Source organism: Alcaligenes sp. DN25 (assembly GCF_023674485.1).
Lineage (GTDB): Bacteria > Pseudomonadota > Gammaproteobacteria > Burkholderiales > Burkholderiaceae_B > Alcaligenes > Alcaligenes phenolicus.
This window is the reverse complement of the sequence record NZ_CP098408.1, coordinates 345,712-368,366: the sequence shown is the minus strand read 5'-3', so window position 1 is coordinate 368,366 and position 22,655 is coordinate 345,712. Positions and strand designations below refer to the sequence as shown.

The 22,655-nt window shown below is 64.5% G+C and carries 27 protein-coding genes; all 27 read right to left on the bottom strand.

The features are described from left to right. Positions 1-5: 5 nt before the first annotated feature. The 27 genes from NBV64_RS01700 to NBV64_RS01570 all read right to left on the bottom strand — a co-directional run bounded on the left by NBV64_RS01700 (position 6) and on the right by NBV64_RS01570 (position 22,634). Complete coding sequence (locus tag NBV64_RS01700; RefSeq protein ID WP_250756539.1) at positions 6-2,888, bottom strand: conjugative transfer ATPase; 2,883 nt, start codon at positions 2,886-2,888, stop codon at positions 6-8. Beyond that, positions 2,888-3,325, bottom strand: coding sequence for a TIGR03751 family conjugal transfer lipoprotein (locus NBV64_RS01695; protein ID WP_250756538.1), 438 nt, complete (start codon positions 3,323-3,325; stop codon positions 2,888-2,890). Before NBV64_RS01695 ends, NBV64_RS01700 begins: the two co-directional genes overlap by 1 nt. Beyond that, complete coding sequence (locus NBV64_RS01690; RefSeq protein ID WP_250756537.1) at positions 3,306-4,715, bottom strand: TIGR03752 family integrating conjugative element protein; 1,410 nt, start codon at positions 4,713-4,715, stop codon at positions 3,306-3,308. The genes NBV64_RS01695 and NBV64_RS01690 overlap by 20 nt, the downstream gene beginning before the upstream one ends. Continuing rightward, complete coding sequence (locus tag NBV64_RS01685) at positions 4,705-5,598, bottom strand: TIGR03749 family integrating conjugative element protein (RefSeq protein ID WP_425541751.1); 894 nt, start codon at positions 5,596-5,598, stop codon at positions 4,705-4,707. Before NBV64_RS01685 ends, NBV64_RS01690 begins: the two co-directional genes overlap by 11 nt. A gap of 29 nt (positions 5,599-5,627) precedes the next feature. Further along, positions 5,628-6,317, bottom strand: a complete 690-nt coding sequence (locus NBV64_RS01680; RefSeq protein WP_250756535.1) for a PFL_4703 family integrating conjugative element protein — start codon at positions 6,315-6,317, stop codon at positions 5,628-5,630. Next, the gene (locus tag NBV64_RS01675; RefSeq protein ID WP_250756534.1) at positions 6,314-6,712 is read right to left on the bottom strand and encodes a TIGR03750 family conjugal transfer protein; all 399 of its coding nucleotides are present in this window, start codon (positions 6,710-6,712) and stop codon (positions 6,314-6,316) included. Before NBV64_RS01675 ends, NBV64_RS01680 begins: the two co-directional genes overlap by 4 nt. A gap of 13 nt (positions 6,713-6,725) precedes the next feature. Further along, complete coding sequence (locus NBV64_RS01670; RefSeq protein WP_038201357.1) at positions 6,726-7,085, bottom strand: TIGR03745 family integrating conjugative element membrane protein; 360 nt, start codon at positions 7,083-7,085, stop codon at positions 6,726-6,728. Between the two features lie 16 nt (positions 7,086-7,101). Next, positions 7,102-7,335 carry a TIGR03758 family integrating conjugative element protein gene (locus NBV64_RS01665; RefSeq protein ID WP_250756533.1) on the bottom strand — a complete coding sequence of 78 codons (234 nt, stop codon included), beginning with the start codon at positions 7,333-7,335 and terminating at the stop codon, positions 7,102-7,104. Then, the gene (locus NBV64_RS01660) at positions 7,332-7,715 is read right to left on the bottom strand and encodes an integrative conjugative element protein, RAQPRD family (RefSeq protein WP_250756532.1); all 384 of its coding nucleotides are present in this window, start codon (positions 7,713-7,715) and stop codon (positions 7,332-7,334) included. Before NBV64_RS01660 ends, NBV64_RS01665 begins: the two co-directional genes overlap by 4 nt. 98 nt (positions 7,716-7,813) lie before the next feature. Continuing rightward, the gene (locus NBV64_RS01655) at positions 7,814-8,563 is read right to left on the bottom strand and encodes a TIGR03747 family integrating conjugative element membrane protein (protein ID WP_250756531.1); all 750 of its coding nucleotides are present in this window, start codon (positions 8,561-8,563) and stop codon (positions 7,814-7,816) included. Next, on the bottom strand, positions 8,560-10,752 hold the full coding sequence (traD, locus tag NBV64_RS01650) for a type IV conjugative transfer system coupling protein TraD (protein ID WP_250756530.1): 2,193 nt from the start codon (positions 10,750-10,752) through the stop codon (positions 8,560-8,562). The genes NBV64_RS01655 and traD overlap by 4 nt, the downstream gene beginning before the upstream one ends. Before the next feature lie 4 nt (positions 10,753-10,756). Next, complete coding sequence (locus NBV64_RS01645) at positions 10,757-11,305, bottom strand: integrating conjugative element protein (RefSeq protein ID WP_250756529.1); 549 nt, start codon at positions 11,303-11,305, stop codon at positions 10,757-10,759. Then, complete coding sequence (locus NBV64_RS01640; RefSeq protein WP_250756528.1) at positions 11,302-11,907, bottom strand: transglycosylase SLT domain-containing protein; 606 nt, start codon at positions 11,905-11,907, stop codon at positions 11,302-11,304. Before NBV64_RS01640 ends, NBV64_RS01645 begins: the two co-directional genes overlap by 4 nt. Continuing rightward, entirely contained in the window at positions 11,889-12,614 is a 726-nt protein-coding gene (locus NBV64_RS01635) for a TIGR03759 family integrating conjugative element protein (protein WP_250756527.1), read from the bottom strand. The genes NBV64_RS01640 and NBV64_RS01635 overlap by 19 nt, the downstream gene beginning before the upstream one ends. Positions 12,615-12,628: 14 nt before the next feature. Next, positions 12,629-13,279 (bottom strand): hypothetical protein, encoded by a 651-nt coding sequence (locus NBV64_RS01630; protein ID WP_250756526.1) that lies wholly within the window; start codon positions 13,277-13,279, stop codon positions 12,629-12,631. Next, positions 13,276-13,875, bottom strand: coding sequence for a PFGI-1 class ICE element type IV pilus protein PilL2 (gene pilL2 / locus NBV64_RS01625; RefSeq protein WP_250757213.1), 600 nt, complete (start codon positions 13,873-13,875; stop codon positions 13,276-13,278). The genes NBV64_RS01630 and pilL2 overlap by 4 nt, the downstream gene beginning before the upstream one ends. Positions 13,876-14,036: 161 nt before the next feature. Next, a complete protein-coding gene (locus tag NBV64_RS01620; RefSeq protein WP_250756525.1) occupies positions 14,037-14,909 on the bottom strand; it encodes a hypothetical protein in 873 nt (290 codons plus the stop codon). Positions 14,910-15,019: 110 nt separating this feature from the next. Continuing rightward, positions 15,020-17,302, bottom strand: coding sequence for a helicase-related protein (locus NBV64_RS01615; protein WP_250756524.1), 2,283 nt, complete (start codon positions 17,300-17,302; stop codon positions 15,020-15,022). A gap of 112 nt (positions 17,303-17,414) precedes the next feature. After that, the gene (locus tag NBV64_RS01610) at positions 17,415-17,714 is read right to left on the bottom strand and encodes a hypothetical protein (RefSeq protein WP_250756523.1); all 300 of its coding nucleotides are present in this window, start codon (positions 17,712-17,714) and stop codon (positions 17,415-17,417) included. A gap of 114 nt (positions 17,715-17,828) precedes the next feature. Next, the gene (locus tag NBV64_RS01605) at positions 17,829-18,149 is read right to left on the bottom strand and encodes a hypothetical protein (protein WP_250756522.1); all 321 of its coding nucleotides are present in this window, start codon (positions 18,147-18,149) and stop codon (positions 17,829-17,831) included. A 93-nt stretch (positions 18,150-18,242) separates the two neighbouring features. Then, entirely contained in the window at positions 18,243-18,560 is a 318-nt protein-coding gene (locus NBV64_RS01600; RefSeq protein ID WP_250756521.1) for a methyltransferase, read from the bottom strand. Between the two features lie 52 nt (positions 18,561-18,612). Then, positions 18,613-19,722 (bottom strand): DUF6094 domain-containing protein, encoded by a 1,110-nt coding sequence (locus tag NBV64_RS01595; RefSeq protein WP_250756520.1) that lies wholly within the window; start codon positions 19,720-19,722, stop codon positions 18,613-18,615. A 72-nt stretch (positions 19,723-19,794) separates the two neighbouring features. Next, entirely contained in the window at positions 19,795-20,448 is a 654-nt protein-coding gene (locus NBV64_RS01590) for a hypothetical protein (RefSeq protein ID WP_250756519.1), read from the bottom strand. Between the two features lie 114 nt (positions 20,449-20,562). Further along, positions 20,563-20,904, bottom strand: coding sequence for a hypothetical protein (locus tag NBV64_RS01585; RefSeq protein WP_250756518.1), 342 nt, complete (start codon positions 20,902-20,904; stop codon positions 20,563-20,565). A 118-nt stretch (positions 20,905-21,022) separates the two neighbouring features. Then, positions 21,023-21,421, bottom strand: a complete 399-nt coding sequence (locus NBV64_RS01580) for a hypothetical protein (protein ID WP_250756517.1) — start codon at positions 21,419-21,421, stop codon at positions 21,023-21,025. A gap of 99 nt (positions 21,422-21,520) precedes the next feature. After that, the gene (locus NBV64_RS01575) at positions 21,521-21,859 is read right to left on the bottom strand and encodes a hypothetical protein (protein WP_250756516.1); all 339 of its coding nucleotides are present in this window, start codon (positions 21,857-21,859) and stop codon (positions 21,521-21,523) included. A gap of 94 nt (positions 21,860-21,953) precedes the next feature. Further along, positions 21,954-22,634 carry a DUF3275 family protein gene (locus tag NBV64_RS01570; protein WP_250756515.1) on the bottom strand — a complete coding sequence of 227 codons (681 nt, stop codon included), beginning with the start codon at positions 22,632-22,634 and terminating at the stop codon, positions 21,954-21,956. Positions 22,635-22,655: the final 21 nt, after the last annotated feature.

Sequence of the window (22,655 nt, the reverse complement as noted above, 5' to 3'; positions counted from 1 at the left end):
TCCGGCTATTGCGGCAGGTCCAGGGCCGGCGACTCGATGCCGCGCGCCTGGTCGATCTTCTCGGCGACCTTGAAGGCCGCCTTCAGTTCGGTGATGCCGTACTGCTGCATGAGCTGGTAGCGTTCGGCCTTCTCCTCGGGTTCGGTCTGCGCGAGTGCGAGGTAGAGGCTTGGCGGTACGGCCCGGAACAGCACCTCCATCGACTTCGACAGGATCACGCCTTCGGTGAATTTCCCTGCTTCCTTGCGTGCGGAAAGCATCAACGCTTTCTGGGCGGGCGAGAGTTCGCGGAAGCGCGCGATCTTCTCCACCTCGTCCGGCGGCATCGAAAGACAGACCCACCACTCGATCATGTTGAGCATGGGTTCTGCGGCACGCGGCAGATCGTCGATGTTCTGCGTTGCGAGCCAGAACCACGCACCCAATTTGCGCCACATCTTCGTGATCTTCACGACGTAAGGCGCGAGCAATGGGTTCTTGGTGATGATGTGGCCTTCGTCGGTGACGTTGACGATCGGACGGCCCAGGTACTGGTCGCGTTCGGCGATGTTGTTGACGGTGCTGATCAGGCTGATGTATGCGATGGAGAGCTGCGCGTTGTAACCCTCACGGGCATAGGTCGCGAGATCCACCAGGGTGATGTCGGCCTCGGGCCAAGGCGAGCCGTCCCGATCGAACATCTCGCCATCGGTGCCTTGACAGAACATGTCCATGGCATCGGCCATCTCCAGCAGCCGCACGCGCCGCATCTCTGGCAGCGTGCTGTCGTTGCCACGCGCGCGCAACGCATCGCGCACGTCGCGCGTGAGCACCGTGCGCCTCTCGGCTACGCAGCGCTCGGCAGCATCCAGAATGCACTGGCGGATCAGCGAGCGGTCGGCCCGCGTCATGCGGGCTTCTTCCTTGTCTTCGCCACCTGTGATCATCAGCCGCGCAGTGATCTCCAACTCGCCCAACACGTCGCGTTGCTCGTCCGGCTCCGTGGCCGAGGCATCGGGTGGCAGGTCTTCATCCAGCGCATCGGCATCGAGCGTCTGCACGTCGCTGGGTGTCTCGATCAGCCGGCGCGCATCGGCGAACGGCGCCAGGGTCACGCCCGAGCCTGGTGCCAGCTTCACGCGGTTGACCGTCAGGCCCAGACGCCTGGCAAAGTCGCTGAACAAACCGAAGCTGTTACCAGCCTCCACGATGAAGAGCCGCGGCCGGTAGATGGCAGTGACCTGGTTCAGCAGGTTGTTGAGCGTGGCGCTCTTGCCAGAGCCGGTGGGGCCGAACAGGAACAGATGGGCGTTCATCTGCCGGTCCAGGCGGTTGAGCGGGTCGAAGGTGATCGGGCCACCGCCACGGTTGAACATCGTGATGCCGGGGTGCCCCGTGCCCTGGGCACGGCCCCATACCGGCGACAGGTTCGCCGCGTGCTGGGCGAACATGAGTTGCGTGTACCACTTGCGGCGGTCTTGGCTGGGGTTGTAGCAGCACGGCAGCCAGCGCAGATAGCTGTTGAGCGGAGCCACCTCGTCGTCCTCGCGCACCGGCTGCAAGCCGGCGTTGAGCATCACGTTCGCCAGATCCAGCCCGCGACGATCCAGTTCGGCTTCGTCCCGACCGCGCAGGTAGAACGCCAGCGTGCCCCGGTATAGCTTGTGCGCGCTGCCGATCAGGGAGCGGGCCTCGTGCACATCCTTGAGCGTCTGTTCGGACGCCAGGGTTTCGCCCACGGCCTTCTTCGCCAGGTGATTCAAATCTGATTCGAGGACATCCTGCGGTGTGGCGACCATCGTCAGACACATCAGGGTGTCTTCGGGCATCTGGTCGAACAGCGTGTTGATCGCATCGCCCTTGCGGGTCTCGCCGGTCAGATGCCCGACGCCGGGTGGCATCCGTAGCCGGTCGGTGATCAGCACGCGGTGCGGCATGTCGTCGAAGCACCAGGTACCGCGCGCTACGTCGGAGCGCGGTTGCCCAAAGAACAACCGCTGGCTGAAATCCCGTCCGCTCGCCAGCTCGATTTCGCCGTCTTCGGTCTCATTGGGATAGCGTGCCAACGCATAGAAGCGCTCGCGGTCCTCGACCCCAGGCCCTAGCAACGCGGGATTGGGGTTGAACCACCGCAGCAGCCAGTCGTGAACGTCCGTCGCGACCATGCGCCGGGCTTGGATGCCGGCGTTCGCCAAGCCACCGCAAAGGCGGTCGCAGACGATATTGAGCATCTGTTCCGGCGTCTGGCCACGGCGGCTCGCCTGGCCCTGTCCTTGCCCGGTCACCCGGCGATAGACCACCATCCGTACACGCCGCGTCTGGCCGCGCCAGCGCAGCCGCGTGACCACCCTGTCCTCGAACAGTCCGCCCGGTTTGGCCACTGCGCGCAGGTGATGGCCGAAGAAGCGGAGGTAGAACTCGGTGAAGGCGGTATCGCGGGCACGCGGCTGCACGTAGTCGCGCAGGGTCTGCATGTACTGATCGAAGCTGGGTTCGTCCTGGGCGTAGAGCTGGAGCACCCAGGGGTTCTCATCCAGTTCATCGAACGAGTCCTGGAGCGCGTTCTCCAAGGCATCACGGGCATGCGCGAGCCAGCCGGGTTCCCGGCCCTCAGTGCCCAGTGGCACCAGCTCGAAGAAGGCCGCGACCGATTGCCCATCCTCCAGCAGCATGGACTTCGACTGCGGCAGGAACTCCACCCACGGCAGCAGTTCCGCGAACGATGGCGCGACGTCGTACAACGCCTGCTCGTCGGTTAGGGTCGCCGGCCTGCTGCCCTGGAGCGCCGCGCCAGGTTCGGGGATGCCAGCCTGGCGCAAGGCTTCGACGTGGCGCTGCCAGCCGTCCGGCTGTTCGTCATGGCCAGCCCCGGATGCGGCCAGCTTCGGCCAGGGGAGTTTCCAGCGCATCAGTAGTCCTCCACGCGCTCGCCCGGCATGGCGTACTGTACGCGCTGGTAGAGGGGGAAGACCGTCGTGTAGCCCGGAACCGGCACGGGGTCTGTACCCGCCAGGTGCGGGTACACATACATGACAAGATCGGGGTTCGGCAGGCGGTGGAACTGGCGATAGACCTCGTTGCGCGCCGTGCGCGTGTAGCGCATCTGCTCAGTGGGCGCGGCAACGTCGGCCTCGGTCAGCGGCCTGCGCAGACTCTGGCGTGCATCGAGCAATTGCCTGCGCGCGACCTGGCCGGCGCCACCGCCGCCGTCACCGGCGTTCTGCTGCCAGATGTCCATCATCGTGCTGTCGCCGTGCGGGAGCAGCTTTTCCTTGCTTGTGGCGCAGCCGCCGAGCACCGCAACGGCAACGGCCAGCGCAAGGCCCTTATTCAAGTTCGAGAGCATGGCTTTCTCCTGCGCGGTGATCGACCTTGCGGCCTTCGGGATCGAAGTCGATGGCGAGCGGCTTTTCGAGGTGGACGGCGACCTTGGCGCCGGGCTGCACATAGACGGCGGCGAAGGCCTGGCCGTAGAGCTTGTTGACCCAGTTCGACATTTCCTGGACGCCGCCGGCGAGAATCCGACCGACGGCTTCCTGACCACTGATGCCCACGGTGCCGATGGAGCCGTCCGAGCCGACGTAGGACATCTGGCCGCTGTCGCTTTCGATGAGCGAGGCCACGCCCGCACCGGCCGCGGTGATCAGGGCCTGCGAACCGAGGTACTGCTGGGCGTTGCTGCGTCGCTCTCCACTGACGCAGGGAATGCCATAGGGATCGCTGATCCAGCCCAGGCCATCGCGTTGCTGGTTGTTCTGCTGGTTGCCCTCGCGGTCCTCGGGAATGGTGCGGATGGTTCCGTCATGAAAGACGAAGGTGATGCTGCGCACCTGCCCGCGCACGCACGAGAGCGTCCAGTCGCCCGACGCTGTACCGCTGAACACGGCGCCCGCCACGTCGGGAATGTCGATGCCGTTGGCCGTGAGGTTGTCGGGGCCCACCAGGACTTTGAAAGGGTACGGGTCGTTCACGGTGCCGTCGATCGGCACGCGGCCGATCAGGGCGGTCATGGCCACCGATCCCATGAGGGTGGAGTTCGTCGGCACCGTATAGACAGCCTTGGCAGTCTTGACGCCGGCGGCGCGCGCACCCGCGTTCGCCACGGTTTCCGCCGTGGTTTCCAGCGTGCGCTGCGCCGGTCCGAAGCTCGTCGGGAAGCTCATGGCGCCACTGGACGAGCCGCGGCCCTCGGCCTTCTTCGCGTCGTCCGGTTCCACCCAGCGCACACCGCCTTCCATCCCGGTCTCGTCGCCGTCGTGCAGTCCCAGACCCACCGGCAGATCGGCATGGCCGCCGCCACGACCGCCGATGCTCTCCAGACGCCGCTGCAGGTCCGCGAGCAAGCCTTCAGTCTGCTGCCGCTCGCTCGCGGCTTGCTGCTGGTCGCGCCGCAGGTTGGAGCGCTCGGATTCGAGCGCGGAGTTGATGCGCTGATCGATCGAGTTCTCGCGCTGGCGCAGGCGCTGGTTTTCTTCGCGCTGGGATTTGTTGTCGGACAGCGCGGTCTGAAGCTCGGTGCGCAGTTGCTTGACCTGCGCGACCAGCGTGGCTACGGTATCGCGCGGGGTATCGCCCTCGATGCCCAGCGCCTTCATCTCTTCGGGCGTGAGCTGGCTCCCCGCGTCGGTTTGGGAAGGTGTCGATGCCCCGTCGCCCGAGAACAGACGGACGCCAATGAACAGCACCAGTAGCGCGACAGGGATCATCAGCCACTTCAGGAGTCCATTACTGCGCATGGCGGGCCTCCTTGCCATTCTCATCTGCGCCCGTCTGCGGCAGATGAACGGCCGGGTCGAAGCGATGAACGGCGGGCAGCAGCGATTGCGCCAGGCTCCGCCCGCGCGTCACCAGGTACAGGACAGTCGTATCCTCCGGTGTGCCGCGTGGGCCCAACGCGTCATGCTGGAAAGTGGCGGTGAGGAAATCGCCTTGCAACACGCGCGGGTCGAGGGTGGTCCAGGCGGCACTGTTGTTCGTGAGGCGCACTGCGGTGACCCACTGATCCTCCAGGCGCCAAGAGGCGAGTGCGACGGCGCGTACTGGCAACGTCGGCATCAGCGTGCCGAGGTCCAGGTCGCGGCGCAGGTTGACCCGCATCACGCCCGCAAGCGGTTCTACCGTGCGCAACGGTGCGTAGAGGTTCTGCGCGGCAAACCGTGTCAGTACGACGGGGACCGGGGTTTCGCGCCGGGCCGACGGCGCGCTCGCCGAATCACCAGCGCGTGCCGACGCTTCATCGGCGACCGCTGGCTGGTCGCCATAGCGCGCTGGGGCGGTATTTCCCTCGACGATGCGAACCGGCTCCAGTGCAGGTTCGCCGTCCTTGGTCGGCTCGGCGGCGATGTCCAGCAGGATCAATGCGCCACTGTCCGCGTCTTGCAGTTGCAACCGTGTGGGCTCGATTGGCTCGCTCGCCCGCAGGTACACCGCGCCGCCCGCGCTTTGCACGCGCAGGCGCTCGCCCACGCCGGCCGGTACGCCAACCCGGACGTTCCTGTCGATGAACACGATGCGCTCCTGGCCGACCTTCAGGGGAACGGCCAGCGGCATGCGCTCCCAGCGCAGGATTTCCACCGCATGGGCTACAGGTGTCGATGCTATGGCCAGCAGCCCCAGCACGGCGAGAAAGTAATGCTGTAGGGGGTGCTTCACGGGGTTTCTCCTTGAGGCGCTTGCGGAGACAGGCCGCCAGATGCCTGGCGCGTCGGCTCCGGAGCGTTGATGCGTTGGGGCGTGCCGTCGTAGCAGTCGAGCGACAGGCCGAACGGGTTGCGCGTGGGATCGACGTCCACCCGCGTGACCTTGATGGGGTAGCGCACCAGAGCGCGCTTGACCTGCTCAGCGCCGTAGTACTCGTCGGCGCTGATGTCCAGCGTCACCACCCAGTCGCGGTCGGAGACAATGCGCACGCGGGCGGTGGGATCGTCGCCATAACCACGGCCCGGGATTTCATAGATGCCGCGCACGCGCTGTCGCAGTTCGCCCGTGCTGCGCCGGTAGTCATAGTCGGCACGCAGGAACGCGTGACAGGCCGGCGTGAGGTACGGCGAGAGCGCGTGCAGATTGCGCGGGTAGTCTTCCTCGCCATTGGTCGGCCAGCGGTTGAGTTGCTGGAACACGTAGAACGTGAACGCATAGACCGATTCGGGCGGCACTTCCCACCACTTGCGGGTGCTGCCGGAGCGCAGGTCAGGCGGGACGTGGATCGTCAGATCGCGCGGGGCACTCCACCAGCCGCCACCCATGACGAGGGCGACGATGACCAGCGCGCCCGCGCCCAGTCGCAGCGTCTTGATGTGCGCCTGCAGGTGAGTGATCTCGTTCTTGAAACGGCTCATCGAGCGCTCCTTCGGGTGGTCCAGAAGCCCGAACGCGAAATCAGCACATGACCGCCCACCCAGCCAGCCATCAGCGGATAGCGCGTGGCGATGCGCCACTGCAACTGCCGGTACAGCCAGGTGTCAGGCCGGCCGCGCTTGAGCCGGCGCAGAATGCCGCCGCCTACGAAAACGCCAAAAGCCACACCGAGCACGATGAATGTGGGCGCCAGCGCAATGGTGCGGAACACCCAGGACAGCGGCGCGCCGATCAGCAAACCCGCACCGCCGGACAGGCCGCAGCAGATCCACAGTTCGTCCGCCGTGAGGCCACGCACGACGATGGGATGGCGGTTGAGCCGGTGCGGCAGGAACGTGACCGTTCCGTCGGCACGGATGTGCTGGTGCTCGGACATGGCCTGCACCTGCTCACAGGATGCCGGTGGCTTCGGTGAGCAGCCAGATGCCGATCACGAGCAGCACGGCGCCGATCGCCACGGTCAAGCCGAACTGGCCCCAGGTCTTGCGGCCGGTGTGGATTTCCGCGTAAGTCCCGTAAGCGTGGTAGCAGACACCGATAAACATCGACGCCACGACCAGGAGAGCCACGAGCATGATGATGTCGTAGCCGTAGTTCCTGATCGTTTCCATGATGCCGTTGCCCGTGCCGCGAGTTGGGTTCTCCAACTGCGGCAGACCCTGCGCAAACGACAGCGCAGGCAGCGCGGCGGTGCCCAGGGCCACGGCGGCGCGCTGGGCGAGACGGGAATTGAGGATGCGGTTTTGCATGGTCATGCCTTTCAGGTCAGGAGAGGAGGAAGAACGTCAGGACGAGGTACATCGCGACGAAGCGGACGCAGACGCCGAGGAATTGGCGCTGGTTGAGGCGGCTCTCGGACCACCCCACGTAGGCCGTTCGGATGGCCCAGACGCCCCAGACGAGCAGGACCGCGAACACGACGCCGACCAGGACGGTCGCCATCGCGGAAGGCGCAATGCCGCTGTTGGCTTGAAAAGCCGAGACCTGGGCGCCGTTCATAGCTTGCCCTGCGCAGTCGTCGCCGGCGATGGTTCGACGCCCCGCTCGGTGCGGTAGTCGCCGGCCAGTTCGGCGGGGTCGCGCGGCTGGGCGCGCGACGGCGTGAGATGGGCCTGGATGCCAGCGCGCATGTGCGCTAGGTCAGCCAGCAGCCGCGGGTAATCGAAGTGGTAGCGCTCGCCCGGGATGACGGGGGCATGCGCGGCGCTGTCCGTGACGGTGCGCTCCAGCGCGTCGAGCTGACGCAACGCACCGACCAGTTCCTGACGCTGCGCCGGGGACTCGGCCAGAGCCATCGATGACAGGCCCATCAGGAGGACCGTCACGAGAAGAGTGGGCACGCCGCGATGTGCAGCGCGCAGCCAGGTTGAAGCCACCATCGCGCCATTCCTGTGTGATCAGCAATGGCTCGATCGTGGAGGTCAGGGCGACTTCAGGCCGCAATCAATAGGAACTCGCGGACGACCGGATTGATGGTCTAGAGGTACTTCTTGAAGCTGCCGGCGGTCAGGCTTATAGCCAATCCCAGCAAGGCGGCACTCGGCAGCAGGATCAGCAGCGGATGCACCGAAATCGGCAGCGCCAGGTAGGTGATCCAAGGCAGCACGGCCAGCGGCATCAGGCTGGCTTTCGCACGGTGATAGATGAAGCCGGATTCCCGGCCCGCGCCGAACCGACGCACGTCACGCCGCACCAGGCCGTCTATCAACCCGACAAACGCCGCCGTGAAGATCAGCGGCAGCGTGAGCACCAGAACCAGCAATCGCACAAGAAAGGTCAGCGTCGTGAAGGCCGCCGCGATCAGGTAGCTCTCGGTCCAGACATAGACCTGGCTGATGAAGTACCGGAAGTTACGCGTCTGTCCCTGGCTGGGCGTGCGGGCGCGCTCGGCGGTCTGACTCATGCGCTCCATCAATCCCGAGCGTACAAACACCCATTCGTAGCCGGTATCCACCAGTTCGTGCGCCGTGCGCCCCGGCTCCTGCACGACCACGCTGCGCGTGAAGTGGGTGGACAGATGCCCCAGCTCGTACTGCAACATCTGCTGGGAATGACGCCAGCCCTGGTCTTTCCAGAACAGGTGCATGCCGACGCACTCCACCACGATGGAGAACAGCAGCGAACCGATCAACACCCCGAGCAGCCGGAACGGCAAGATGATGGTGCCGACGATCAGACCTTGGCGCTGGTTCTGCTCCCGCTGCGCGGTCGAGGCGGCATCTTTCATGGCGAGACTTCGTTATCGGCACCGTCGTCGGCGTCGGTAGCCTCCGCATCAGGTTTGGTCGGTGCAGCATCATCCAGCAGGTCGTCGGGCAAAGCTGCGTCCTGCCATGCCGAGGAGCTGGTGAACTCCCACCACTGCGTGGCCTCGGTATAGCTCTGGCGCATGTAGCCCGCGAGTTGTTGCAAATCCCGCGGCATGACCTCATCTGGGTCAGGGGCTGGCAGCGGCATGCGAACCTTCCAAAGCTGGCCGCCCTGCAACAGCGCGAAGCATTGACCTTTGGGCAGGCCAACGACGTGCGATGGTTCGATCATCGGCACGCTGGACATGCTGATGCGGTCCTGCGTGTTGCTGGTGAAATCCGTCGCACCGCGGATGTCGGAGCTGTCGGTCGCGCCGCTCACTATGGTGGTGGTATAGACCTCGACCTTCGGCAATTGACGGGTCAGCAGTTCGGCGGTGGCCGTCTCGCGCACACGCAGCATGAAGAGGTTGTTAAAATTGCCAATGACTTGGCCCGCCTTCGCGCGGTTGCCGATGCGGGCTTCGATGTCCGAAAGCGTCTGCGTATACGCGGTGACCTGCAATCCGGCGCCGCCGCCCTTGTTGATCAACGGCACGAATTCATCACCCATGAGTTCGTTGAACTCGTCGGCGTGGACGTTGATCGGAACGCGCGTTCCGGCCGATGCGCCAGGCAGGCCATCGTCGATCCCGTGCTTGTAGATGTGCCCTGCGACCGAAACCAGGTCGGAAAACATGGAGTTGCCGACCGCTGCGGCGACCTCGGCATCAGACAGCGCATCCAGGCCGACATAGACGATGGCCTGCTTACGGATGATCTGCATCCAGTCGAAGATCGGACGCGGGTCGGCCAGGTCGGAGTAGTTCGGGGCCAAGAGTTGGGCGATCTTGCCGCTGGTGAGCTTCTCCAGCAGTGGCAAGAGGCTGGCAACAATCTTGTCGAAGTAGGTCTTGTCGTAGCGGACTGCCGAGCGCAGGCCATCAAGCACAGGGTCGTAGTTGCGCGCCTGGGAGAGGTACTGCTCCAGCGCCACCACACGCTTCTCCCGCCCGATCATGTTGCGCGGGATGTTCTTCTCATTGACCTTGGCTTCGATCTGGACGATCACCTCCCATGCCTTGGGTTCGGTCTTGGCGAAGTAGTGTTGCGCGTACTCGATGAACAGCGCGTCGATGTTGATGACGTGCCTTTGGATCAGCATGTAGTCTGGGCGCTGTCCCAGCTCCACCAGTGCCCGCGCGATGATGTTGACGAAACGCCAGGCGAACTCGCGAAATGCAGCGCTATTGCCTTCGCCCGAGAGTTGGCCTGCGATGCGGGTGGCGACTTCCGAGATGCGCCCGAAGCGTCCCACGGCGTTGTAGCGGGCGCTGATTTCCGGCCAGCCCAAGTGGAAGATGTAGAACTCGCCTTCGCGGCCCGCGCGCTTGGCCTCGACGTACATCCGCTTCAGGAGGTCAGCATCGCCCTTCGGGTCGATGACGATCACGACCTCATGCTCTCCCGCGGCGTTCTTGCGGCGGATATCCTGGGTCACAAACAATTCGGCGAGCCGAGTCTTGCCGACGCGTGTCGTGCCCAGCACCAGCGAATGCCCGACGCGCTCACCCAGCGGCAGGCTGACGTCCACTTCCTCCGGCTCGATGCCGTGTAGGCGCGGTAGGCCGCCTACAGGCGGCAGCGGTCGCACGGGATTGAATGGCGCGTCCCAGTTCGTGAGCGCGGGCAGGCGCGAAAGCGGAAACGGCGCGTACTCCAAGCGCTCTTCCAGACGCCGCGTCAGCCGATAGGCCGTCGTTGGCTCTACGTAGCGGCGAAACTCCGGCCGGTACGTCTGCATCAGCCTATGGGTGTGCTTCTGCTCCCATAGGAAGCCGCGCCCGACAAAAAGGCGCTGCTGGCTGACGGGCACGTCCTTGCTCGTCATCACATAGCGTGGCAGGCGGCGGATGTTGCGCCGGTAGCGCAGGATGACGCGGGCATCGCGATACCGGATCGCGCCGTACGCGCCGAACGCCAGCGCGCTGCCAACGCCCATGGCTGGGCTCAGCGCAAGTGACCACGGGGCCACCAGGGACAGAAACGCGGCGCCTGCACACGCTGCGACGGTGTATAGCTCCACTGCTGGGCGAAGAAGAACCTCAACCGGCTGTTTCCCCGACATGACTTCATTGCTCTATGCCGGTGGCCGTGATCAACGCCGGGTAGTGGCGCAGCCCAAGGCGCTCGGCCAGGTCGTCGCCGGTCACGGGTGCCATCGGCACGCCAGGCGCCAGTGTGCGTAACCGTGCCAGGGATTGCGCGGTCTCGACATTGACCACCAGACCGACCGCGCCACGCTCGCGCAATGAGGCCGCATGGCGGCGAAGCCAGGCTTGGGAGGCGTCATCGTCGCCGACGACCACAAAAGGCCGCAGGCCTGGCGCCTCGATCACCCGCCGCGCGACGATGCCAGGCGTGAGCTTCGTGCTGCGCACCGGCAGCATGGCGGTCTCATCTGCTGGTGTTGCGGGAAGCTGCGGCGGCGGGATGGGCGATCGTGCCGCACCGTTGCCCCGCGGCTGGAGGTTAAGGGCTTCGTAGTACGGCAGCGCCGATGCGCCGCCACGGTCCTCGACCACGATCAGCGGCTCACCGGCATGCGTGACCAGCGGTAGTGCCGCGAGTAGCACTAGCAGGCTCTTGGACGTGAGATTGGCCAGATGGGATTTAGTCATGGGGAGTTCTCCTGGCGCGCGGCGGACGCCGCAGTGGTTGGGTGCGTACCCTGCACACGGGCGAGGTGGCGGGACACGCTGCGCCGGTAGCGGGCGGCAGGCTCGCCGCCCGCGGGACGGTGGTAGCGACCGATTGCCAGCAACCAGTCCTCGCCTGGGGTGTGCTGCTCCTTCAGGATCTCGGCCGCGATGGCGAGATTGCGGTACGGGTCGAGCAGGTCGCACGCTCTGGCGTAGCGCTGCTGGTGGTAGCCGAGGTTGATCTGGCCCAGGCCCGCGTCGATGCGCGTGTGCGGCGTGGAGCGCATTGCCTGCTGCAAACCGGAGCAGGCATCGGCGCGAGTGGAGAAGCGGCGTGACTGGCCGGCGACATTGAGTGACCAAGGCCAGGGGACGATGCGCCCGTTGCGGCGGACGCCACTCTCTTGCAAGGCCACGGCGTAGAGCACCGTCGAGGGGATGCCGACGCGCTGCGCAGCAAGCTGGTACGCTGGCGGCGGGACCTCTTGGGCATGGGCCGTGCCGGCGTGCAGACTGATGGCGAACAGCAGCGCGAACAGCGTTTGCCAACCGGGTGCGGGGATCAGGGCTGGCGCTGCCATTGGCCGTTCACCTCGCGGACAACAGCCGGCAGGTCGCCGGGCAGGCCCAGCGACAGCCAGCGGCCGCCGTCGTGGTTGAGCGTGATGCTGCCACTACGCACCCGTGCCGCGTCGATCTGTGCGCGCTTGGCCCAGTCGCGGATGCGCGCGTCGTCCTGGCGGCTGCCGACCATGTATAGGTCGAACTCGGTACCCGAGGATTGCAGGCGCTGCGCGAGCAGTCCGCAGGCCGCGCAGCCGTCCTTGACGAACACCGCCATGCGGCCGCTGCCGCGCACTGCGCCGGCGCTGGGCTTGTCGTCAGGCATGTTCACCCGTTGCATGCCGGGGTTCAGGCGCTGCCAGGCTTCGTCATAGGCACGTTGATAGGCAAGCAGCTTCTCGACGCGGCGCGCTTCGATTTGCACCTGCAGTTCTGCGTAGCGCCGCCGTTCCTCGTCAGTGCGGGCCTCGATACCCAGGGCTGACAGCGGGTCCAAGTTGGGCGAGTAGATGCCCAGCGGCCCGTCCATCAACTCACGATAGCGCGCCCATTCCTGCGGTTGCAGACCCCATTCGCTTGCTACCTGGTCGTTCGGGGTTCGGGTGACCAGCGGACGCTCCTGGCTCTGCGCATTGCGGGCCGGAGCGGTGGCCGGCTGCTGCGCCCAGGCGGGCAACTGCGCGGATGCCAGCAGGAACGCGAAAAGGATGATCGACGGCTTCATGTGGTGTGCTCCGGTCAGGGAATCGCCACGCGACGGGTCTGGTCGCCGGCCTGGAACACGGCGGTGTTGCCCTCGATCGCCTTTAAGCGCCACGGGCCGAGCGCATCACCTGGCAGCAGCACCTGAAACTGATCTGGCGTGAAGTCCGCGCTGCTCGGCGCGACGGACACGCTGCGCTGGCCAGCGCGCAATTCGGCGCCGACGACGCGGAACGGCAGCGGCGGCGGTTCGGGCTTGGCGGCAGCCTTGCCCGATGCGCGCGGCTGGGCGGGTGCTGCGGTGCGCGGAACAGGCGCAGCGGCCTGACGCGCCTTTATTTGCTCGACCTCCGCGCGCAGCGCCTGAATGTCGTCGGCAGCGGCATAGCCGCTCAGCGTTTTCTCAACCAGGGCAGCTCGGGCTTCAAGGACTTGGCGGGTGTCTTCGAGGTCTGCCACTGTTGCGGCGGCCGGACGCTGCTGAATGGCCTCGAAGGTCTCGGCCAGTCCCGCCGCCTGTGCTTCCAGGCGTTGCAGGCGGGAATCGAGCCGTTCCTGGTCGGCTTGGTCGTTCATGGTCTGGTAGCCTGAGGCTACGAAGGCGCTGAGGCCGATCAGCCACAGCCACAGAAGGCTCTGCAACACCACGGCGGCGGCCGGGCGCCGGGCAGAGTGTGGGGCGTTCATGGCTGACCTCCAGAAATCGAAGGCTCCAGCGGGAACGTCTGCACCGCCTCGGCGGCGAGTGGCTCGGGTGCGGGTTCGATAGCCACGCTGTCGGCGGGCTGTTCGAAGCAAATCTGTCGTGCGCGATCATCCACGTGCAGTTCCCAGGCCGGGCCGGCCAGTGTGAGCAGCGCATCGCGCAAGGTCATGGGGCCGAGGTGCAGGTGCGCCGCCGGCAGCGGCAGCGCGTACAACTCGATCACCGCGTGCGCCGTCTGGCACAAGCCGTAACCGCTGCGCTTGAGTACATGGCGCAGCCCATCGCCGACGGTGGCGCGGGCATCTTCGGGCATGGACACATCGATGGTCTGCAACAGCAGATCCCGCTGCGCCGCCTTGGGCGCTAGCTCGACCAACGTGTAGCGACCGTAGCGCATAACGGGGATGTACTCGGGCGTCTCGGGTTCGGGCGCGGCTGAGACTTCCTCGATGGCATCAGGCGCGGGCAGCGCAGTCGTCGTCGTGCAGCCGCCAGCCAGCACCGACCAGAACAGGCCGAGAACTCCTACCAGCAGGCGGCGTTCGGGATGGTGATACCAAAGTGGAAAGGGGCACATAAGCTCAGCGTCCTGAAACATCGAGCCCTCACCATCGCCGCTAAGACCGGATGCAGCAGCAAACAATGCGAACCACGCTGCGTCCCATTTGCTGACAGCACCCCGCTCAAAGAAAAGGCCCCCGAAGGGGCCAGTGGGAACGTAGGTCAGACTGCACCGAATCATTCCCGAACCATCTGCTTCAGTCCAGGATCGACCTGCGCCAATTGGATATGAGCCCAACAGCGGATGAATTGGCCGTTCTCGCCGATTGGCCGAATCTCCATTGCTGACGAATACCCACCCAAGTCGCTGGCATCGAAACAGACGACTTTGATCTGGCCGGCGTCGCAGCGGACAGATTGGATCTGGCGATAGCTCATATCGACCGCAACGACTTGCGGGACAAGGCCCAATTCGCGAGCGGCCGACAGGATGGGGCCATATTCGGCGGCATCGAAGCAGACGAACGGCCCTTCGTACTGGGCTTCTTCGGCCAAGTCTTTGGCCTTGTCATAGTGGATACCCAGGTCGTATTCCTCCTGGGTGATGCTGACTTTGAAGATCGGCATGTCAGGGCTGCCGGAGGCATTGGCGCAGGCGACTGCGACTTGCACCTCGATCTCGCTGCCGTCGGCAGGTTCGGTCGAGGGGACGACAGCTTGGCCCGAGGGCGCTTCGTCAGCCATCCCCATGCGCTCGCGCATTTCGTCGGCGAATGCCTCGGGGGCCATCATGCCGTAGCGCGCCAGGCGCACGGGAATGTCCTCCGCGCCGAGGTTGCCGTCATCGATGCGCTGTTGCATGAAGGTGACGATCTCGGCTTCCAGTGTTTCGCGGTCAGCCGCCGAGGGCACCTTAGACACATCGATCGACCAGGTTTCCACTTCCGCGGCGGTATCGCCGGTCAGCAGCCCCTCGCCGATGGCGCATTCGCACATGCGTTGCAGCCGTGCCAGCAATTCCGGCGCGGCCTCGCCGTTGAGCAGATAGGCCACGTCCAGCGTCAGGCGAACTTTGACGGTTTCGGGCATGGCTTGGGTATGGGTGTTCATGGAAAGCTCCTTGAAAAGAAAGCGCAGCCACGCCCACGAAGAACGTGGGCATGGCTGCAAGGTGGGAACAATGAAAAGCCGGCGGCGCAAGGCCGGCGTTGGCGTGGGGATCAGGCGGCGACCAATTGCCGGGCCAGTGCGACCTCGACGGAATCACCGTCCGGGTTGAGCACATCCAGCCCGGATTCGGGCACGTCGCCCGAGGTCGATTGCGAGACCAGGATCTTCTTGGCCATCAACGCGAGGCATGTCATCTGCGAAGAGGCGGCATACCCCAGGTAGATAACCTTCACAGCGAGCTTCTGACCAATGCGCCATGAGCGACGCGCGGCCTGCTGCAGCGTGTACACGTTCCAGCCCGATTGGAGGAAAACAATCGTCGGGAATTCGAGCAGGTCCAACCCAGTCTTGACGAGTTCTGGGTTCGTGATGAGCACGTCAATACCCCGTTCGATCTGCTCGGCAATCCAGTCTTCGCGCTGGCTGGCATCCACACTTGCGCGCAGCACCGCCGTCTTGAAACCTTCCTGTTCCAGCAGCATCTTCAACCGGCTCGTGGTGTCCCGCGTGCCGGTATAGACCGAATACACCAGGGTCTTGCGACCCGCGTCCTTCTCCTGACGGCAGATGTCGATCAGCTCGCGCTCCTTGGGCATCACCGTCAGCTCGTTGAACTGGGCCGGGGTGAACGCCAGCACGTCGCGCGTGCGTGGATGACGGACCGTCTCTGCCCTGAAGCAGCAGTCGGGCCACGCCAACAACGTGTTGAGGACTACGCCCAGCAAGGTGGTGTCCCGCTTGCGCAGGGCCTCCTTGAGTTGCTGGGTCAGGCTGGATGCCAGCTTCTGATACGCCTCGCCTTGCTCGGCGCTCATCGGCACCTCCCGGAATTCCTCGTCATACGGCGGCAGCACGCCACCGATGTCTCGCAGCTTCAGGAAGATGGTGTACGGCAGGATGCAGCGCAGTACGCCCTTGGGGCCGAACCCTGGGGCCTTGACCGTTCTGACCGTGACCTTGCTGCCCTTGGCCGTCTTGTGTGCCGGACCACCGGACTCGGAATAGATATCCTTGAGGACACCGTGGTCCCTCATGAAAGCCATCGCTGCGGCGTTCATGCTGCCGTTGCGACTGGGGACGTAGCCGTCTTCGATCATGCGGCCCGGAAGCGCGCGGAACAGCAGGTGGAACAAGTCCTCCGCGTATCCGCCCATCAGCGTGCCGGTGAGCGAGACCGTTTTGCGGACCTTGGATGCGATGACACCCATGGCCTGGCCTTGTGCGGACCCCCCCTGTTTGTACTCGTGCGCCTCGTCGCAGAGCAAAAGGTCGAACGTGCTTCGCGGCAGATACCGCTTCACATATTCGCTGGGTTGGTAGCCGCCTTCACCGAAGCCGAACTCCATGTTCGCCATGGCCCGCTCCATGCGGTGCGCCTGGCGATCCGAGAACACCAACTTCCCGCTCGCATCCATCAGGTTGATGAAGTTGTGCAGGTTGTCGCCGAGCATCGAGGCCAGGAAGCTGTCCCCGAAGGTTTTCATCAGGCGTTGCGCGGTGGCTTCGCCGATGGTGGGAATTCGCTTCAAAGCGCGCAGCACGGCCGAGGACTGATCGCTGCTGGACAGTGACCGCGGACGCATCAGCGTCCACAGCGCGCCGCCGCAGCCAGTGCACTTGCGACGGAATTCCTCCGCCTCCAGCTCTTGAGTACTGATCGGCTCGCCGTCGAGGTTGGTGATGACCTCCCCGCAGTGCGGGCAGACCCCCACGTCACCGTGACGGGTACGCTTGCGCGCGAAGGCAGGCTTCCAGTGGAACCCCATCCTCATGCGCACACGACCGAGGACGAAAAACTCCTGCGCTGGCGATGGCACGTCCAGTTGCTCGCGCAGTTTGATGAGCTTGAGCAACGTGTCCGGGCCGTTGAGCACCCAGACCTTCGCGCCCGCGACGGTTTCGAGGATTTCCCGGCGCCATTTGTAGACCAGATGTGGCGGGCTCAGGACCAGCGTGCGGCGATAGCCTTCGGCATGCAGGACCGCGGCCAGCGCAATGCCGATCGTGGTTTTTCCGGTGCCCATTTCGCCGTTGACGAACACGGCCCGCTCGCCTTGGTTGACGAGCAGTTCCGAGGCCGCATGCACGACCTCGGCCTGGGCGGGGAACAACTGGCGTTTCAGACCCGCCAGCACCAGTTGGCGGTGCGGGCGCGGCGTGCCGCTATAGACGGGCGGGTTGGCCCGGTTGAGGGAGTCCAGCAGTTCGTCGCCGAATTCGGAGACGAAATCCTGAAGGCTCAGGGAAAGTTCGGACGATTCCTGTTCGAGCAGGTCATCGTCCAGGGACGAAGGATCTATGGCTGGGGCCGCTTCGATGACTTGTGCGTTCATGGTGATGCTCCAAGAAAACGGGGCATGCACCACTCCCCAAGGGGCGGTGGCATGCCCCAGGGTGGGAAGGAAGAGCCGGCTGGATTCGGGATCTGGCCGGTGATGAAGAAGATCAGTACTCGCTGGGCAGCAGCAACGTCGTGACGCTGCGATCCCATTCGGTGATGACCCAGACCTTCAGGCTTGGGCCGATCTCGTAGGCCGAGAACAAGCGGTCCTCGCCCGACTTCAACGCGGCGTCGTTCTGACGTCGGTCGCTGTCGTCGAGGTCACCCCAGTCGGCGGACAGATGTCGCAGCAGATAGGGACGCGGATTGAGTTGGCCTTGTTGGACCAGGTTGGCGACACCCGAGGTCATGATGACTTGGCCGGGGTTGAACCTGGGAAAAACGTGTTGCGCAGGGGTGAACATGGAGGTGACTCCTTTAAGAAAAAGAGGTACCTCGCCCCATCGGGGTGAAGTGCCCCGGTGGGTGGAAAGAAAGAACGCCCCTGGTGCAGGCGCTCGGTGAGTACACGAATGCGGTTACTCGTAAGGCAGGAGAAGAACCGTCATGCTGCGGTCGTACATGGTCCAAATCTCCATCCAGATGCCGCGTGAAACGGGATAGCGCGAGAAGAGTTTTTCTCGCCCTTTGAGACCGATGTGGTCGTTGATGAAACGCTCATCAGCGTCGATCTGGCCCCAATCTCCGCTCCGATGCCGGTCGAGGCAGGTGCGGACATTGATGTAGCCGCGACGCGCCAGAGCTTTCACCCCAGGCGTCAGGACGATAAGTCCCGTGGCGAATAGCGCCGTTGGCACCACCGAAATGGGCGCGTTTGCAGGAAAGACATTAGGTGCCATGACGGGCTCCTGATGGTGGAAGGCCCAAGGCCCCAAACGGGGCGAAGGACCTGGGTCGGTGGAAAGAACGCTGCGACTGCGGGCGTTCGGCGATCAGTTCACTGCGCCTTCTTCGGGCAGTTGCACGACGGTGGTGCGCTGGTCGCCACTGGTGATGACCAGCAGGTAGAGCCGCGGCGTGATCGGAAAGCGCGAAGTCATCGCCGTGCCTTGCTCCAGCGCGGTGTTGTTCGCCTGACGCTCTGGCTCGCCGACTTCACCCCAATCGCCGCGCACGTGGCGCTGCACATAGGGCAAGGGGTCGATGAGGCTCTTGCTCGCCAGCCAATGCACTTTCTCGCTCAGTTTGAGCGTGCCCAGTGCGAACAGTGGTGGAACCTGGGGCTTGCGCCCCTTGAAGATGGACAGCATGGGAATACTCCTTGCAAAGGTTGAAGATCGGACGGTGAGCCGCCCATAGGGATCAGTGGATGGTGAGAACCTGTCCCAGCGTGGCTGAGTCAGGGGTAAGGTCCCAGGCACGAATGACCGGGACGAACTTGTCGGTGAGGATGCGGGTCTCGGCCAAGGAGCCGTCATCGCGCTCGCGGTACTCCACGGCGGAAGACTTCTGCTTGAACGTGTCGCCCTTGACGGCCAGGGTGCGGCCGGTGGGTGACTGCACGACACCGGAGATCGCGCCGGCCGCGAGGGCCAGTGCCAGGTGCCACTGTGACAAGGCGCGTGCCGGAGCACGCAGGGTCTGCTGGGTTGCGCCGAGATGGGTCTCGAACGCGGGCCACAGGCCTTTGAGGCGCCGCACTTCGTCGGCGAACTGCTCGGGCTCCATGCTGATCCGGTAGAAATACTCCGGCTCGGCCTGGGACGTGGGGACCACATACGGCAGCAACGTCCATTCGGGCGGCAGCTCGTCCGCTTCTAGTTCGCCCAGGCCGATTTGCAGCAGTCGGGCGCGGGAGGCTTTCACGTCATCGCCAGCCTGCTCACGCTGGCGGACACGACGGCCGAAGATCACGATCTGCTTGAACTGCTTGTCCACAGCCTGGAAGACGGACAGATCGGCGAAATGCCGTGTCAGCCAGCCAACCATCTCCTGATCCAGCACATGGAACGGAATGATGAAGACCAGGATGCCGCCGTACTGCAACAAGGGCAGCGTGCGCTGATAGAACAGTTTTTCGAGCCGTCCGCGGCCCTTGCCTTCGTAGCCCAGGTTGCCGTTGGCATCCCTTGCGAGATCGCCATAGGGCGGGTTGAGCCACAAGAGGCCGAAGGCCTGCCGCGAAATCATGGTGTCCATCAGGTCACCGTGGATGCAGTGGTCGACCAGCAGCCGGGCATGGTTGGCCCGTTCCTGATCGAACTCGACCGCGTAGGCGCCGGCCAGCTCAGGCCCGAGGGCATGGGCGGCCTCGGCGATGGCGACGCCTTCGCCGGCGCAGGGGTCCAGAATGCATATCGGCCCATCGCTGGGCGCCAGTGCGCTGAGGGTTCTTTCGAGTGTGGCTTCGTCAGTTGGGTAATACCCATTTTTCGCGAAATTCCTGGCGAGCCGGGGGAACATCAATGCCATGGGAAGTCTCCTGTCTGGCGGGGATGAAGGGAAAGACGGATGCGCGCAAGGCACGCATTCATCGGCGGAACGTCAGGCGACGGTCGTTTCCAGGTCGGCCAAAACCGGCTCCCGGGGCGGATGGGCGGTGAGCACACCGTCACGGATGAACTCACCCAGCGCGTTGGTAAGCGCCGGAACGTCGATGGCAAGCCGGAACCCTTGCAGCGGCCCGAGGGCCATCGGCAGGGAACGCAGCATCTCGCGCTCGCGCAGCAGCGCCAGGACTGGCGATTGCCAGTGGTCCAGCAGCGGCAGCGGGCACGTGTCCTTGACCAGGTGCCACAGGCGTGACGTGGGATCGGCCGCAGAACGCGGTAGCAGTGCCAAGGCGCTGGCCGAACTCTTGTCGGGCCGAATGCAGCGCCGGTCGAACAGCCAGAGATTGACCATCGAGCCGAACAGAGTGCGGCGATAACTGCGGGTCAGGCGCTTCTCAAGGCGGTCGACCGAACCGACGAATACTGGCAGCGAGCCGCCCTGATCGGTGATGACGTGGAACTGGTCCAAACCATCTTCGCTGCGACCCAGGGTGAGTCGCCCAATGAACTGCTGGATCGCGGTGTCGCGCGCCCAGACCGAGAGGAAGATCAGGTCACCCTGGTCGCTGCAGACGCAGGCATCGGCCATGAGGTCGGTGCATTCGTCGATCCGATACAGGGGCTGGTTGGATGAAGGTGCGGGCATGGTGGTGTCCTCGATGTGAGGGGCGCACCGCCCGCAGGGGGCAGTGAATGCCCCGTTAGGGATGGAAAGCGCGCAGTGCCCGAAGGGAATGCTCCGGCTGCGTCGCAGGCGACGTCAGGCTGACAGTTCGGCGAACGAACCATCGGCCTCATGCTTGACGAAACGGTTGCCCGCATTCATCACGGCGTCGATCTGAACCTGGTTGAACATGCTTTCTGGCACGCAGACCTGAAAGCGCCGCAGGACTTCGCGGTAGTAGTCCAGGTCGTGGCCGAACGGGTCTGCTTCGTACAGATTGCTGTACAGGAAGTTCTCGTCCAGAACCTGGATGGTGTCGTCTTCCAGCTCGGCCGGCTTGCGGATGAGCAGGAAGAAGTGCTGCATCGGCCGATCCCAGCCGAGAATGACGGTGATGGGAAATCCCTTGTAGGACGTCTCGAAGTAGTGCTGACTCATGGTGAAGCTCCGTGATTGAAATCGCCGGTCGCTTCCCCGACGGGAAGCAGACCCGGCGGGTGTGTGAAATGAAGCAGATGCAGGAAGAGAAAATCGGGCTGCGTGGCGTGTGCCGTTCTCAGGCCGTCAGTGCCTCGGCGGATGCCGTGGGTGTGCGCCGTCGTGCGTGGTAGGCGCGAACGCCTGTGCGCCAGTCGGCGGACTGTTCCGGTGCCATGCCGAGGTAGCTCAACGGGCACGAGTAGTAGTACGGGTGCATGGACTCGTCCAATGGCTTGTAGCCCCATTGGCCGTCGCTGCGTTCAAGCAGATCGCACCGGATGGTGCGCAGGGACTGGCCCGGTGCAAGATCACGATGCACGCCTTCGGCCTTTGCGGTCACTTCGACCACGGACCAAAGGACATTACCGCGCATCGTGTGGGCGATGACCTTCACGCTGGCGCGCTCAGTCTCCTGCGGTGCGATCAGTTCTGCGATCAAGTCGGATCGCGATTGATGAGAGAAGTACCAGCCCATGAGAGCCTCCTAGAAAAGTCAGGCCGGAGGCTTCCCTGCCAGGGAAGAGTCCCCAGCGGGTGGTGAAATGCCGTCTATGCGGTGGATGCCAGTGCGGCCTTATGAACCGCAACCAGCCGGGCAATAACCCAGTTCGATGCCATGTGAGCAGTAGCCGTGTGCAGCGTTCCAGTCTTGGGTCTCCTGCCGTTCGGCAGGTGTTTCGTAGCCCCATTCCCGTGCGATTTGCAGAGCCTGGGGGCGCTGGTTCTCGGGCAGTTGACGAGCTTGAGCGCCTATTGACGAGCTGAAGCGTTCTACGTAGTAGTCATAAGACAGCCCGCAGCCCTTGGCTGATTGCTCAGCCGTGGTGTCGCAGATTGCCCGCCAGGCGGGTTCATCCAGCGGGCGGGCATCTGCCGTGGGCTGTGATGGGGTATCGCAAGCGATGGTGGACATGATAGGAACCTCCAAAAGAAAACCGGGGCTCCCCCCGCGAGGGGAAAGAACCCCGGCGGGTGGATGAAGAACACCGCGGATGCGGCGCCTGAGATCACGCAGGTTGCAGTTCGGCCTCGCGGCTCCACTCTTGCGTCTTGAAGTCCAGCGAGTAGCCCAGTTCGCCCAGGCGAGCGATCTGCGCACGTAGGGCGCGGCGGTCGATGGTCGAATCCAGTTTCACGGACTCGCCCAGCGGCCACAGGATGCCGAACAGTGCGGCGTCGCCGTCTTCAGCACTGCCGGAGGCAGTGGCAGCAGCAGGCACCGGCGCATCCACTCCGAAGGGCGTGGTATCGACCAGCGGGTCCGCCGACGCCTGCACGGGTGCGGGCTTGGACGCTTTGACGGGCTTGGCCGGCGTTGCCGCAGGCTGCGCCCCTTGCTCTTCATCGAGCGGATCGACTTCCTGGGTAGCGAAGCTGCGGGCCTCGTCACGGCTCAGTTTGTCGATGCCGTTGAGCGTCATGCCGTCGAGGTTGGCGCGGACTTCAAATCGCGCGCCGCCTGCGACCGGATAGGACTTCGCGAAGATGTAGCGGATGACGAAATCCCCGTCGTACTTGCCTTCGGGGTACTGCTCCAGTTCCGCGTCCTTGACGGCGAACTCGCCGATGGGGGTGGTCAGGCGACCAACCGTGAACGGGCCGTTCTTGCCGCGGATGGTCCGCAACGTGAGCTGGCCCGGGACGACGATAGGCAGGACTGATCTTGTGGGTGCCGTTGTGGCTGCCATGATGGTTCTCCTTGGGAAATA